Origin of the sequence: Pararhizobium sp. PWRC1-1 (assembly GCF_049897905.1) — a bacterium.
GTDB lineage: Bacteria > Pseudomonadota > Alphaproteobacteria > Rhizobiales > Rhizobiaceae > Pararhizobium.
Map to the genome: position 1 here is coordinate 33,823 of NZ_JAFCXE010000021.1, position 14,271 is coordinate 48,093.

Genomic DNA, 14,271 nt, shown 5'->3' on the forward strand with positions numbered 1-14,271 from the left:
CGTCACAGGTAGTCCTTGCGAACATCGGAGACCGCGTGCTCGTGCGAGGAGAAGCCCTCGTAACGGGCAAGGGTACGGGCATGTCGTGCAAATTCCGGATAAGCCGACGCAGTGACGTAACCGATCGACGAGCGTTTGACGAAATCTGTCACGGACAGCGGTCCGTAGGTTCGTGCCCAGCGGCTTGTCGGAAGCACGGCATTGGGGCCAAGACCGAAATTGCCGATCGAAACCGGCGTATGCGGACCCATCAGGATTTCCGCGGCTTCCGTGATATGGCCAAGATGAGCGAAGGGGTCCATCGACAGGATTTCGAGATGTTCCGGCGCATAGTCGTTGACGAAGCGATAGCTTTCTTCAAGCGAGGAGGTGAGCACGATGCCGCCGCAGCGGCCGGTGAGCACCGCTTTCGAGAAAGCCACGCGTTGTTCGGTCATGCGAGCCCAGTGATCGGGCAGGGCGGCGAGGGCCTCGTCGGCCACGCGACGGCTATGGGTGACGAGATAGGCGGATGAATCCGGACCATGCTCGGCTTCGATCAGAAGGTCGAGCGCCGCAAGGCCGCCCTTCACCGTATCGTCGGCAAAGATGACGGCCTCGGACGGGCCGGCAGGCAGGCCGGGATCGATGACGCCGGACAGAAGCCGTTTGGCCGCCACCACGAATGGGCTTCCCGGACCAACGATCTTCAGCGCCGGCTTGATGGTCTGCGTGCCATAGGCGACAGCCGCCACGGCCTGCGCGCCGCCAACCTTGTAGACGTTGGACACACCGGCGAGACGCGCTGCGACCAGTGTCGCGGCATCCACGGATCCATCCGGCGCCGGCGGCGTGACGATGGCAATCTCCGGCACGCCGGCGACGACGGCAGGCACGGCCGTCATCATGGTGACCGAGGGAAACGCGCCCTTACCACGGGGAACGTAGAGCGCAACGGAGCGGATCGGGGTGAAGCGGTCGCCGGCATAGGCGCCCGGGCGCATTTCCTTCAGCCACATCGGTTCTGGTTTCTGCACTTCGTGGAATCGCCGGATATTGTCGATGCCGAACCGGATGGCTGCGATGACTTCATCCTCCACCAGATCGAAGGCTGCTTCGAATTCGGCTTCCGTCGCCTTGAGCCGGCTCTCGTCCAGATCCGCCTTGTCCAGTTCGCGCGCATAGCGCACCAGGGCGGCGTCGCCTTCGACGCGAACCGCCTCGATGATCGGCTTCACCGTTTCCATGAAACCGGAGAGGTCGGTCTCCGACCGGCGCAAGAGCGCTGCGCGGCTCGGCGCGTCCAATGCGGAGAGATCGTGAAAGGAGACGTCTGACATGGCTGTTATCCCGTTTCGCCGGTGCATCGCGCCGGCTTCTGCGTCATTTGGATTTGAGGAAGATTTCAAGGCCGACGAGGCGATCGAGAAGAACGATCGCCAGCGCAGCGCATGCGATGAAGACGACCGAGATCGCCGCCAGGTCCGGCGTGATGATGGAGCGGATGGAATTATAGATCTGGACTGGCAGCGTCACGATGCGTGCATCCGTCAAAAGCAGGCTCACCAGAAATTCATTCAGCGCCAGAATGAACATCAGCAGCGACCCGCTGATGACCCCGGGCATAACGGCGGGCAGGGTCACGTGCAGGAAGGTAGAGAGCGGTGGTGCGCCGCAACTGGCGGCGGCGAGCTCGAGATCAGGATCAAGACTGGAGGCGCTTGCAGTCACGGCCCAGATCATGAACGGCAGGTTGATGACGCAGCAAGCCAGTCCGACCGGCCAGAGCTGGCCCAGCAGCCTCGCTTCGCCGAAGATCAGCATCAGCCCGATGCCAGAACCGATAAGCGGGATGGTGAATGGCAGCAACAGATAGATCTGAACCGATTTCTCAAAGCGGATCGCGTATTTTGCAAGCACGATACCGGCCAGCGTCCCCACCGGGATAGCGATGATAGTGCAGATTGCCGACACGTAAAGTGAACGCAGGAACGCATCCCACAGATCACGCGAGGTGGCGATCTTCTCGTACCATTTCAGGGAGAAGCCCTCCGGCGGAAAGGTGATGATATTTCCGGACGTGAAGGAAGCACCGAGGATCACGATGGTCGGCGCGGACAGAAGAACAAGCACCGCGACGACGAAGATCCAAAGAACGATGGTTTTGCTCAAGGGGGCAGTCATCGGCGTGCCCTCCCCATGGCCAGGGTGCCGGCACCGAACAGGGTGAAGACCAGACCCACCAGCATGGAGCCGGCGGCGACGAGCAGCAGCGCCAGCGTCGAGCCCAGCCCCTGATCCGATGTGCGAAAGAACTGGTCGTAGATGGCGTTGGCGATGAAATCCTGGCTGCCGCCGCCGAGGATGGCGGGCATGGCGAAATCGGTAAGCGACAATGTCATGACCACAAGCCCGGCACCGACAAGTCCAGGCCTTGCAAGCGGTACCACGATGTGGCGGAAGGTACGCACCCAGTCGGCACCGAGGGAGCCGGCGGCAGCTTCCAGCTCTTCTGGGATGGCAGTCAGCGCCGGAGCCAGCATAAGAACGGCGAAGGGCAGCATGTACTGGACAAGGCCGAAGAGCACGGCCCAGTAATTATAAAGAAGGCGTATCGGGGCGATGCCGACAAGGCCGAGCGCCTCGTTGACCATGCCCTGGTTGCCAAGAATGATCAGCCAGCCATAGGCTCGGACAACCTGGCCGATGAAGAAGGGGAGAAAGAGAGCGATCAGCAATAGCTTGCGGATGGTCGGCGAGGATGTGCGCACCATCACGTAGGCATAGGGAAAGGCGAGAGTGAGGGTAACGACGGTGACGATCAGCGATCCCGCCAGGCTGCGCCAGGCGACGACTGCAAACAGGCTTTCGGTGAAGGCGCGCTGATAATTAGCAAGGGTGTAGGCTTCCGACATCAGGAAGGTGCTCGTATCCAATGTCCGCAGGCTGACATCGCCGATCTGCCAGAGACCGAGCACGAGGAGGCCGACGAGCAGAAGGGCGGGTGCGAGCATCAGCCACGGGATTGCCCGGCCGAAACGCGCTGGCCAGACAAAGGCCGCGAAGGCTTCCAGTGCATCCATGATGCGCCAGGTCAGGGGATAGGCCGATTTCGCCGCTCGCATGTCTGTCCTTGTTTGGTGACGTATGGGCACCGGAGCGCCCCTCATCTGGCCTGTCGGCAACCTGTGTCGTTGCCTCTTGCGGGGCGACAGGCCAGGGTGAGGGGTATCCGAGGGCTCAACCCTGCATGATGGCCTTGAACTTCGAGAACCACTCGCTCTCGTTTTCCACCTGCACCTTGGAGGAGATACGGATCAGGTGTTTGAAAGCTTCTTCTGTGGTGGGATAGGAGGGATCATCAACGAGGTCGGCCGGCGGCTTGACGCCCGGCACCACACCCGGCAGTCCCAGGCCGTCAAGCCAGATCTGCTGGGCTTCGACAGTCAGCGAGTGGTTGATATATTCCTTCGCCCAGAAAAGCTCGTTGGCCGGCAGACCTTTGGGAATCCAGAGACCGTCGGTATCGAACTTGGCGCCCTCCTCCGGCACGACCCACTTGATGTCGATGCCGTTTTTCTTTGCCTCGCGCGCGTTGGTCGAAATCGTGCAGGCGGCGTCGATTTCGCCCTTCTGGAACCACGTTGTGAAATCCGGATCTTCGCCAAGCAGCGGCTGCTGCTCCTTCATCTTGGCGACGAAGTCCCAGGCTGGTTGCATGTTGGCCGGAATGTCCTCGAGCTTGCCGCCGCCGGCGACCTGTGCGGGGAAATGGAAGCCGATGCCGTCATTGTAGAGCGCGATGCGGCCCTTGTACTTGGGATCGAGCAGGTCCTTCCAGGACTTCGGCGCACCGTTCGGAAAGGCTTCCGGGCGGTAGGCAAGCACATAGACATAACCGTAGGTGTTGACGATTGGATAGCCGTCGAGACCCACCGGCTTTGCAAGATCGGTTGTGTTCTTCAGGTTTGAAAGATCCGACAGATCCTCGGTTACTCCGCGCAGCGCCGATTTCGTGGCGTTGGTGGTCGTGTCCCAGTTGATGTGGATCGGTGGCACGCGGCCTTGGGCGACAGCCGCCCAGACCTTCGGCTGGATTTCGTTATCCTCAGTCAGATCGTGGCGGACGGCGATGCCCGTCTTGGCGGTGAATCTATCGGAAACACCGGCTTTCAGGGCATCGACCCAACTGCCGCCCCAGGCGCGAACGATCAGTTCCTTCGGTTTTTCCGGCTCTTGCGCAAACGCGCTGGACAGGCCCAGTGAGGACAGACCGGCCGCTCCGCCGATGGTTGCGGCGCCCTGAAGGAACCGGCGTCGGGGGAGCATCATGGATGTCAGTTTACCTTCGCGCATTTTCTTCTCCTCTGGTTGACCGGTTTGTCCGGCTTACGGTTTGAATTCTAAAACATCGCCCGCGGTCCAGCCGAGATAAACGTCAGAACCCGGTTCCAGTCGGCTATGTTCGGACGGGTCATGATCGAAAACCCGCAGCAGCGTATCGCCGAGAGATGCGACCCGGACCTCGTAGACGACCCTCTCGCCCTCGAAGATCGCATCCGCCACCATCCCCTCGACAATCGTGTCGGCGCCGACCAGGCCGTGACGGGTCGGCGCGATGCGTATTTTCTCTGCGCGGATTGCCCGGCGTTCGCCGTCCGGCGCATCGAGGAAATTCGTCACGCCGATGAAATTCGCAACGAAGGCGTTCGAAGGGCTTCGATAGGTTTCGGAGGGCCGCGCCTTCTGCTGAATCTCCCCGCCGTCCATGACGATGATCTCATCGGATACAACGAGGGCTTCCCGCTGGTCGTGCGTCACGTTGATCGTGGTCACGCCGAGCTCACGCTGGATGCGGCGAAACTCGAGTTGCATCTCCTCACGCAATTTCCGGTCGAGGGCTGCGAGCGGTTCATCGAGCAAGAGCAGGTCCGGCTCGAACACCAGCGCGCGGGCAATCGCCACACGCTGCTGCTGGCCACCCGACAGCTCGTGCACCCGGCGGGTGCCGTAGCCGCCAAGACGTACCATGTCCAAATAGCGCTCGACCCGGGCGGGAATGGCACGCGCATCACTGCGCCGCATTTTCAGTGGAAAGGCGACATTCTCTGCGGCAGTCATATGCGGAAACAAAGCTAGCTTTTGGAACACCATGCCGATTGAACGTTTATGCGGGGGAACCGCACTGACAGCGGCGCCATTGATGAAGATTTCGCCGCTGGTTGGACGCTGGAAGCCGGCGATTAGTCGCAGCAGTGTGGTCTTGCCGGATCCTGAAGGCCCGAGAATCGTCAGGAACTTGCCAGTTTCCAGATCGAACGACGCCGACCGAACTGCATGCACACCATCATAGACCATGTTCACGGACTTGACGGATACGGCTACTGTGGGCCTTTCTAGCTCAGGCTTAATCGCCGATCCTTTGAGTGCAGCCGGCATCATGCTTTCCCTGCGCGGCGATCCTGCCGCATTAACAATGTTAGATTGAGGCAAGGTAGCCTCCATCGATCGGTATGCAGTGTCCCGTGACATAGCGGGAGGCGTCACTCGCAAGGAAGACGACGGCGCCTGCCACGTCGTTCATGTCGCCGAAGCGCCGCTGCGGGATCTTTTGTAGCATCGCTTCTTGCCACGCTGCGTCATGATAAAAAACATCGGTCATCGCAGTGCGGAAATAACCAGGTGCAATGGCGTTGACGCGAATCCCCTGTTGCGCCCACTCGGCGGCCAGAGCATGGGTCATACCCATCAGGCCGGATTTCGAGGAGCCGTAGGGAACCGCCGTTGGAACACCAACATAGGAGGTCAACGAGCAGAGATTGACGATTGCGCCGCCTGTGCCGAGCGCCACCATGTTGCGCGCTGCGGCCTGCGCGCAGAAGAACGCCCCCTTCAGATTGGTCGATACAATCCGCTCCCACAACGCCTCATCGACATCGAGAGCCGGCCGGATTTCTTCATAACCGGCATTATTGACGAGAATATCCAAGCCGTCCAACGCGCGCGCTGCAGCGTCGATGACAGACGCGCAGGAATCAACATCGCGGACGTCGTGGGCATAAGCGAAGGAGCGCTTGCCCGTGTTGCCAATGCGCGTTCTGGTCTCTTCTAAACCGTTGACGTCACGCGCAGTGACCGCGACGTCCGCGCCGGCGGATGCGAGCGCGTGGGCTATTGTCTGCCCCAGACCGCGGCTTGCGCCTGTCACAAGTGCCTTTCGCCCCGTCAGATCGAAGAGTGCCGCTACATTCATCGGGCTCGCCAAGGTCTAATTGCTTTCCTACTTCCGCATAGCACCATCTTTTTTAAAGGTTGTCTATACATATATGTACAAACAATAAGCTCTTCGGGTGGGTGAGTAAAAATCAGTCAATTTTGACTCGGCGCAAGGGTGATTACCCCAGCGCAGATCAATTTCGTGCAACCACACCGATCGAAACAGGTACCTTCCAATCAGTGAACAGCGCCATTTCCAAGAGGAGGTGACGGCGGAATCGGTCGAACTGAAGGCTGCAAATCAAACGCTTTGGGACCTGCTTCGTCGCAGCTCGACCATTCCGGCGATGTCATGCCGAGCCTTTCGATCTCTTCCGCAGTGTCACAGGGTTGATCGACCAATGGGACCGCCGATTTTAGGGGCGTACTTATGAACGCCGATGGCGGAGAGGGTGTCCGACCACGGCGATGGCCGCCGGGCATTTGATGCCGTAAAGATGCGAGCCCCGAACATGCAGCCCGTGCGGTGAGTTCGGGGCTCGCATGCCGTTATGCCATGCGGCGAATCTTGGCTTGAAGTTGCTGAGCCTGATTTTGCAAGACAGCGTATCGCGCTGCCGGTATCGCACCATTGTTATGGTCAGCCACTGCCATTGCTTCATGGCGTATCTGTGCATCGTCGGCCTTGAGGCGCTGATATTCAGCACTTGTGAGAAGACCGCGTGCCTTGTCCGCGTTCATGCTGCGGTTGTCGGCCCGAAGCTCGGCGAGGATCGTATCAAGCCGCGACCGGTAAACGTGAGCGGGGGCATAGGCCGGAACAACGAAGGTCGGACCTTGAGTGTCGTCGTTCGTGATGTCATCGTCCCCGCGCATAAAGGATTGGTCGCGGTGACCGTCGTGGTGATCATTATGGCCGGGATCGCCGTGGGAACCGGCGAAAGCAACGCCCATAGAGGCTGAGATGAAAATTGCGGAGATTGCTGCGGTTTTTGCAACAGAGAACATTTGCGTTACCTCTAATATAAAGACGTTCCTGAAACGTCTTTTGATAGGAAGCTATCCTATAGTGTCGCGTCACGGCGCGATTGCCGCCGGCAATACATAGCTTCGATCAGGAATATACTGCTCATGCCGCGTAAGATCATGTTAAATTAAAGTAATATTCAGATGCGTGCGGCTGCCACAATTTCGATGAATTGTGGGGAGCGTGACTTGTTGCAGTTATCGGAGAGACCAGGTCTTCGTAAGATGGGTTGGCCGGATCATGGAACTGACGAACAGCGGGGAGCGGATGCCTGCATCGCCGCCGATCTGATGGGCTCAAAGGAGCAGAGCCGCCTTCCTTTGAAACGAGGCGCTGGCATCCGTGGTCAGAGTGTGTCGCGCTGGGTGCGCAGATTGGCGACGACACGGCGGTTCTGCACCTTGCAGGACTTTTCCGTACAATCGCGCACTTCCCGGTCTTTGCCGTAACCCTTGGCCCACATCCGCGAAGCGCCTACACCCTTCGAGGCAAGATAGGCCATTACCGCATCGGCGCGCTTCTGAGACAGTGCCTCCATTTGGGAAGTGGAGCCGGAATCGTCGGCAAACCCCTGCAGCTTGAGCAGCCAGGCCTGATTGTTGTTTAGCCAGTTGGCCTGGTTATCCAGTGTTGCCATGGCGACGGAATCGAGCGTGGCAGAATCCTGCGTAAAATAGATTCTCCGGCCGACATTGAGGATGAAGTCTTCTTCGCTACCCGCCTTGACGTTCTCGAAGCCAGGGGCAGGATCGTTGGTTTGGCCGGTCATGGGAACCGCCGCGGGCTCTTCCACGGAAGCGACGTCGGCGGTGTTGCAGGCGGCGAGCGTCAAGAGCATGGCAGCGGCGAGAAGGCCTCTCGCATATCCGGGAGGAATAGACATCAGGCGATATTCCTTATTCGGCCGGAGCTGTTTGGCTGACCTGAGCGGCATTTTCAGCCTGGTCGGCGATGTGCGGCAGTACCTGCACAGCAGTGCCGATGGGACAGCGCTGATAGAGATCGATGGCGTCTTCGTTGAACATGCGAATGCAGCCGCTCGAAGCATCCTTGCCGATGCTTCCAGGTTCCAGAGTTCCGTGGAAGCGATAGCCGGTATCGACGCCGTCGCGCAGCAGATACATGGCGCGGGGACCAAGCGGATTCTTCGGTGAGCCCCCCGCCACGAATTCCGGCAATTCGGGATGGCGCTTGCGCATATCCGCTGGTGGCGTCCAGCGCGGCCATAACGACTTTCTGTCGATCGTGGCCCGGCCAAACCATTTGAAGCCCTCACGGCCGACGCCAACGCCGTAGCGGATAGCTGTCTTGTTTTCCATGATTAGATAGAGAAAATGGTGCCTTGTGTCGACAACGACGGTACCGACCGGCTCACTGCTGAAATATCTGACAACCTGGCGGTGCCACTGCTTGTCGATCTTGGCAAAGTTGGTCTTGCGGTAGGTCACGCCATTGTCGATGGTGGTGCCGGTAAAGTAGGAAGTGGCCTGGGCGAATAGAGGCTTCTGGACCGCCCCGGCACCAAGAAACGCCAAACCACCAATCATCAAATTCCTGCGGGTCCACACCATCGGCAACATCCCCCCGAAAGCCAAGCCGTGAAGGGGCAGTAAATCAGATTTTCTATTTGCTACAACAGAAAACTCCTCAGGGCCGGCCGATCCAGCTGCAACCAGGCGCTTTGGGGGCGCGATCGATGGTGCTGAACAGCACAGACCCAAGTGTCCAGGCTTTGATTTTCGGATATTTCGGCCAAGCGGTGAGCGCGACGGATGGCCGGTTCAGCTATCATCTTCCACTGGATGTGAAACTTACTGGGGGTCTATGCGCATGAGCAGCCCATGACCTGGTCAGAAACCGAAGCCTGGGTGTTGCGTCATGCGGGCACAAAAAAACGATCAGTCCGAGGCTTTTCAATGCCTGGGACTGGCAGCACCTGATGGGAGGTGAAATCCCACGATTCAAAGTCTTCACGTCTGGGTGACGACCACGATCGCGGGATGATGGCGCTTAAACGCTTGGCTTCTTTTTTGGAGCCGGCAGCAGGCCGTCCCGCTGAAGCTGCTTGCGAGCAAGCTTGCGCTGGCGGCTGATAGCTTCCGACTTCTGCCGTGCCTTCTTTACGGACGGCTTCTCGAATGCCTCGCGCAGCCGCATCTCACGAAAGACGCCTTCACGCTGGAGTTTTTTCTTCAGTACGCGAAGCGCCTGATCAATGTTGTTGTCGCGAACCAGTACCTGCATTTAAAACCTTTCGACACTTGCAACTGCGCAAGAGAGCGGGCAATCTAACGTTTTTGCCGGACTTTACCAGCGGGCAATGCAACGATTTTTCGCGAAAATGGGGTTATCGGAAATATTTCGAGTCGTGCAGACCGTCACAAAGTCCACCGTGAATAGTTTTGGGGGCTGCGCGGCCCTGCCGTGACGTCCCTGAAACCGCGGCATATCGTCGAAGAATGTGCTGCCCCCGCTACGCGTTGTCGAAGGGCTTGCCATCCTTGTGCACGAACCGGCCGTCTGCATTGGAGCTCATTACGTCGATATCCGAGCAGGTGGTGAGGTCGTCCCACTGACGCGAGCCCATTTCCAGATAAACAACCGTCGCCGCCGACCTGTTGATCATGTGATGGCCATTGCCGGAGTTTTTTGGAAACGCCGCGCAATCACCCGCCCGCAACACCGTCTCGCCATCGTCCTCGACAAGAACAACCTGACCTTTCAGAATATAGACCAGCTCGTCCTCGTGACTGTGCCAGTGACGCTGGCTGGACCAGCCGCCGGGCGGCAGTGCCATCAGGTTAACGCCGAAATCCTGAAGCCCGCCGGCATCGCCCAGACGTTTGCGCGTCCGTGTCGCGCAAGGGGCGTCATAGGGCGGCGGATAACCTGAGCCCTTGATGGCGGGCACGGCGGCAATATCGATCTTGGGCATGGCGCTTCTCCCTCGTTCGGTTTCGGCAGTTTAAACCAGCGCAACGCGCGAGTCCGGTACCTAAATTTTGGGTAGCGAACGCTACGGCTTCGGCGGGATCACCTTGCCGGGGTTCATGATGCCGTTCGGGTCGAGCGCCGTCTTGATCCGGCGCATGACGCCGATCTCGGCTTCGCTCCGTGAATGGTCGAGAAAATCGCGCTTCAGTGTGCCGATACCGTGTTCGGCCGAGATCGAGCCTTTGTAGGTCCCCACCAGATCATAGGCGATGGCATCGATTTCGTGCAGATCGTGCTCGCTCGGCGTCTGGACCGCGATCGCTACATGCAGATTGCTGTCGCCGACATGGCCGAAGAAGGAGACATGGGCGGCAGGGAAGCGGGCGAGCAGCGCTTTCTCGCAATCGCCGGCGAAATCATCGAGTTGGCCGACCGGCAGGCTGACGTCGAGATTGATCAGCCCGGGCAGCAGCTGATCCATCATGTGGCCCTCCCGCACCGACCAGAAGGCGCGGGCCTCTTTTTCCGACTGGGCGATCAGCGCGTCGGTGACCAGGTCATCTTCGAAGGCCTGGCCGAGGAAGGTCTCGAAACGTTCCTTATCCTCATCTCGGCCATCGACATCCTGCTCGATGATGACGAAGAATGGATAGGCCTTGTCGAAGAATGTCAGGTTGAGCGCTTCGGCATTGAAACGGAAATAGCTTTGCCACATGGCCTCAAAAGCCGACAGACCGGACAACCCGCGCTGGGCGGATTTCAGCAGCGTAACGACCTGGGCGTAGCTTTCGATGGCGCAGAGCGCCGTCAGCCGGGCGGCGGGCAGAGGTTTCAGGCGCAGCACGGCGCGGGTGACGACGCCCAGCGTGCCTTCCGAGCCGATGAACAGCTGGCGCAGATCGTAGCCGGTGTTGTTCTTGGTCATGCGGTTGAGCGACGACAGCACGGTGCCATCGGCGAGTACGGCCTCAACGCCGAGCACGTTGTCGCGGGTGACACCATGGCGGATGACGCGGATGCCGCCGGCGTTGGTGGAGATGTTGCCGCCGATCTGGCAAGAGCCGCGGGCACCGAGATCAATCGGCAGCAGAAAGCCGGCGGTTTCGGCCACCAGTTGTGCCACTTCCAGCGGTGTGCCGGCCAGAACGGTCATGGTGCCGGCGGCCGTGTCGATATCCTCGACACCGGACATGCGCTCCAGCGAAATCGCGATATCGCCAGCGCGCGCATTGGCGCCGCCGGCAAGGCCGGTCAGTCCGCCCTGCGGCACGACGGGCTGGCGGTGACGGTCGCAGATGGCCAGTGCGGCTGAGACCTGTTCGGTGCTTGCGGGACGCAGCACAGCAAGCGGCAGGAATGTGCCGGTGCCGCTGGCATCACTGCGGTAGCGGCCACCGATGGCCTCGCCGGTGAGCACGACGTCTGAGCCAAGGGCTTCGATCAGGTCGTCGATGACGGTCATGGTTCTGGTCTCCTATCATCGGCCCTTGGTATGAGAGGGGTGGGAGCATGGAGGAAGGCGGGCAGGTCGGCGACCGTGCGGCAGCCGAGCTGGGCCATGGCGCCGGACAGTTCGGTCTTGAGGATGGTCATCAGGTGATCGCCGCCGGAAGCGCCCATTGCAGCGCTGGCAAAGACGAAGGGTCGGCCGATCAGAACGAAATCGGCGCCGAGCGCCAGCAGTCGCGCGACATCAAGGCCGGAGCGGACACCGCCATCGGCGGCGATCGGCACATCGGGGCCGATGGCGCTGCGGATGGCGGGCAGGACGGAGATGGCGGTGGGGGCCGCATCGAGCTGGCGGCCGCCATGATTGGAGACGATCAGGCCATCGGCGCCCATGGAGAGGTAAGCCTGTGCTTCCGAAACGTCGAGCACGCCCTTGATCAGCAACCTGCCCTTCCAGGCATCGCGGATGCGGCGGACACGCTCAGCGCCAAGATGACCGGTCATGACGCGGCGGACGAATTCCGCCGACTGCTTCAGCGACGAACCCTTGGGATAGTAGGGTGACAGGTTTTCAAAATCGGGGATTCCGTGGCGCAGCACATGGCTTGCCCAGTGCGGATGGGTGGCGATCTGGAACATCGTCTTCAAATCGAGGATCGGCGGCACGGACATGCCGTTGCGGATGTCACGCTCGCGCCGGGTCGGCGCGGGGATATCGACGGTCAGCACCAGCGTCTGATAGCCGGACCGGGCCGCACGGGCGATCATATCGGCTTCCATAGTGGGATCGTTGGGCGGGTAGAACTGGAACCAGCCGTTATCGCCGGTGGTCGGGCCGATGGTTTCCATTGCGCGGTTAGCAAAAGTCGAAAGTACATGCGGGATATTATGGGCCTTGGCAGCCTTGGCCAGCGGCACTTCGCAGCCGGGCCAGAGCAGACCGGCAAGGCCGAGCGGGGCGACGCCGAACGGTGCATCGAACCGCTTGCCGAACAGGGTGACGCTGAGATCCGGGGAAGGGGCCTCGGAGAGGTAGCGTGGCATCAGCTCGATCATGTCGAAGCTGTCGACATTGCGCTGAACGCTGCTTTCCCGGCCAAGGCCGCCGATCAGATAGTCATGCACGAACCCCGGCATGCGCCGCGCGGCGGCCGCCTCCATATCAGGAATGCAGGGAAAACGTCTGTGAAGATCTGTCATGCTTGGTCCGGATGCTCCTCGAATCGATCACGAGCTTAGCGGTTTTTGAGGGATGGTCGAAGGTTCCCTGAAGGTGGCAGTCGGATGGTCCGAAAAATCAACTGTCCCGTATCTGGAAGATGTGAGACAGTTAAATCTCGGGAGGGACGATGAGATGTTTCCTCAATCAGAAACCGCCTGTTTCACGATCGCCGATATCACCGGCTATACCGGCTTTCTTGCAGGTGTCGAGCTCGACCACGCCCAGGACATCATAGCCGACCTGATGGATACGGTCGTGCGGGCCTTGCGACCTCCGTTCCGGCTTGCCAAATTCGAGGGCGATGCTGCGTTTGTCTACGCGGTCACCGACAGGATCGACGGACCACTTCTTCAGGATGCCATCGAGTCTGCCTACTTCTCTTTCCGCAGGCGGCTGCGCAATATCAAGCAGGCAACGACCTGCGAGTGCCTTGCCTGCACGAACATGCAGCAGCTGGACTTCAAGTTCGTCAGCCATCATGGCGAGTTCATCCGGCAAAAGATGGCCGGCCGCGAGGAACTGGCCGGTCGCGACGTCATCCTCGTTCATCGCCTTCTTAAGAACGCCGTGAACGAACGGCCGCATGGACACGCCTACGCGCTCTATTCCGATGCCTGTATCCGGGCGATGGACATCGACCCCGTCAAGCAGGAGCTCGTCGGGCACCGGGAGCAGTTCGACATAATCGGCGACGTGACATGCTGGGTGCGGGATCTCGAAGGGGCATGGCAGGCGGAAAACAACCGCCAGCGCCACGAGGTGGTCCGCGACAAGGCCGCGATGGTGATTGAATTCGAGATCGCGGTGCCGCGTGCGACCATTTGGGACTATTTCACGTCGCCAAGTCTCCGGCCCAAATGGCGGGCTGCGGACGAGGTGCGCGAAGCCGTCGCCCATGGCCGGCGCGGGGTCGGCACCGTCAATCATTGCATGCATGGGAAAGATGCGATGATCGAGGAAGTGCTTGACTGGCGCCCGTTCGATCTCTTGACGCTGACCACGCTGGTGCCGGTGCCCGATGCCCCGAAGATCCTGATGACCTACGCGTTTTTCGAAAACGCCGGCGGCGGGACGCACATCGAAATTCGCATCGCCAAACCCAAGCCCAAGGACCAAGCCTTTCTCCAGAAAGTCGGGGCGGTGTTCCACGAGCATATCACCGCCGAAATGGCGGCTCTTCGCCAGATGCTGGAGGGGCAGGACAGGGCGACGGCGATCGAGGAGCCGGCCCTGCCGAAATCGGGGCACCGGTTTTTGCATCAACCCATTCACGAACGTTGATTTCAGATCGCGCAGCAACGGTTTTTCATGCTCCCCCGGATGCTTTGCAAGTGTTGAAATCGGCTAAAAGCCCCTCACCCTAACCCTCTCCCCGCCCGCGGGGAGAGGGGATTACAGAGGTTGCCGTTTGTCCTTCTCCCTGCTTGCGGGGAGAAGGTGCCCG

14 protein-coding genes are annotated in these 14,271 nt (G+C 60.1%); 1 reads left to right on the top strand and 13 read right to left on the bottom strand.

Annotation, left to right across the window (positions count from 1 at the left end; translation table 11 throughout):
- Positions 1-2 precede the first annotated feature (2 nt).
- The 13 genes from hisD to ACP7E0_RS26205 form a co-directional block, all read right to left on the bottom strand.
- Entirely contained in the window at positions 3-1,319 is a 1,317-nt protein-coding gene (hisD, locus tag ACP7E0_RS26145) for a histidinol dehydrogenase (RefSeq protein WP_426129192.1), read from the bottom strand.
- 43 nt (positions 1,320-1,362) lie between these two features.
- On the bottom strand, positions 1,363-2,163 hold the full coding sequence (locus ACP7E0_RS26150) for an ABC transporter permease (RefSeq protein WP_426129194.1): 801 nt from the start codon (positions 2,161-2,163) through the stop codon (positions 1,363-1,365).
- Positions 2,160-3,104, bottom strand: a complete 945-nt coding sequence (locus tag ACP7E0_RS26155) for an ABC transporter permease (RefSeq protein WP_426129196.1) — start codon at positions 3,102-3,104, stop codon at positions 2,160-2,162. The genes ACP7E0_RS26150 and ACP7E0_RS26155 overlap by 4 nt, the downstream gene beginning before the upstream one ends.
- 115 nt (positions 3,105-3,219) lie before the next feature.
- On the bottom strand, positions 3,220-4,335 hold the full coding sequence (locus tag ACP7E0_RS26160; RefSeq protein WP_426129197.1) for an ABC transporter substrate-binding protein: 1,116 nt from the start codon (positions 4,333-4,335) through the stop codon (positions 3,220-3,222).
- A gap of 33 nt (positions 4,336-4,368) precedes the next feature.
- Positions 4,369-5,418 (bottom strand): ABC transporter ATP-binding protein, encoded by a 1,050-nt coding sequence (locus tag ACP7E0_RS26165; RefSeq protein ID WP_426129358.1) that lies wholly within the window; start codon positions 5,416-5,418, stop codon positions 4,369-4,371.
- Between the two features lie 40 nt (positions 5,419-5,458).
- Entirely contained in the window at positions 5,459-6,232 is a 774-nt protein-coding gene (locus ACP7E0_RS26170; protein WP_426129199.1) for an SDR family NAD(P)-dependent oxidoreductase, read from the bottom strand.
- Positions 6,233-6,744: 512 nt separating this feature from the next.
- The gene (locus tag ACP7E0_RS26175; protein ID WP_426129201.1) at positions 6,745-7,203 is read right to left on the bottom strand and encodes a hypothetical protein; all 459 of its coding nucleotides are present in this window, start codon (positions 7,201-7,203) and stop codon (positions 6,745-6,747) included.
- Between the two features lie 365 nt (positions 7,204-7,568).
- A complete protein-coding gene (locus tag ACP7E0_RS26180) occupies positions 7,569-8,105 on the bottom strand; it encodes an OmpA family protein (protein ID WP_426129203.1) in 537 nt (178 codons plus the stop codon).
- Positions 8,106-8,118: 13 nt separating this feature from the next.
- Entirely contained in the window at positions 8,119-8,793 is a 675-nt protein-coding gene (locus ACP7E0_RS26185) for a L,D-transpeptidase (RefSeq protein ID WP_426129204.1), read from the bottom strand.
- Positions 8,794-9,232: 439 nt separating this feature from the next.
- The gene (rpsU, locus tag ACP7E0_RS26190; protein WP_113315867.1) at positions 9,233-9,466 is read right to left on the bottom strand and encodes a 30S ribosomal protein S21; all 234 of its coding nucleotides are present in this window, start codon (positions 9,464-9,466) and stop codon (positions 9,233-9,235) included.
- Between the two features lie 229 nt (positions 9,467-9,695).
- On the bottom strand, positions 9,696-10,157 hold the full coding sequence (locus tag ACP7E0_RS26195) for a cupin domain-containing protein (protein ID WP_426129206.1): 462 nt from the start codon (positions 10,155-10,157) through the stop codon (positions 9,696-9,698).
- Positions 10,158-10,238: 81 nt separating this feature from the next.
- On the bottom strand, positions 10,239-11,618 hold the full coding sequence (locus tag ACP7E0_RS26200; RefSeq protein ID WP_426129208.1) for an FAD-binding oxidoreductase: 1,380 nt from the start codon (positions 11,616-11,618) through the stop codon (positions 10,239-10,241).
- On the bottom strand, positions 11,615-12,805 hold the full coding sequence (locus ACP7E0_RS26205; protein WP_426129209.1) for an alpha-hydroxy acid oxidase: 1,191 nt from the start codon (positions 12,803-12,805) through the stop codon (positions 11,615-11,617). Before ACP7E0_RS26205 ends, ACP7E0_RS26200 begins: the two co-directional genes overlap by 4 nt.
- Positions 12,806-12,959: 154 nt before the next feature.
- Between ACP7E0_RS26205 and ACP7E0_RS26210 the strand changes: the two genes are divergently transcribed.
- Positions 12,960-14,108, top strand: a complete 1,149-nt coding sequence (locus ACP7E0_RS26210; RefSeq protein WP_426129211.1) for a DUF2652 domain-containing protein — start codon at positions 12,960-12,962, stop codon at positions 14,106-14,108.
- The last annotated feature ends 163 nt before the right edge of the window (positions 14,109-14,271 follow it).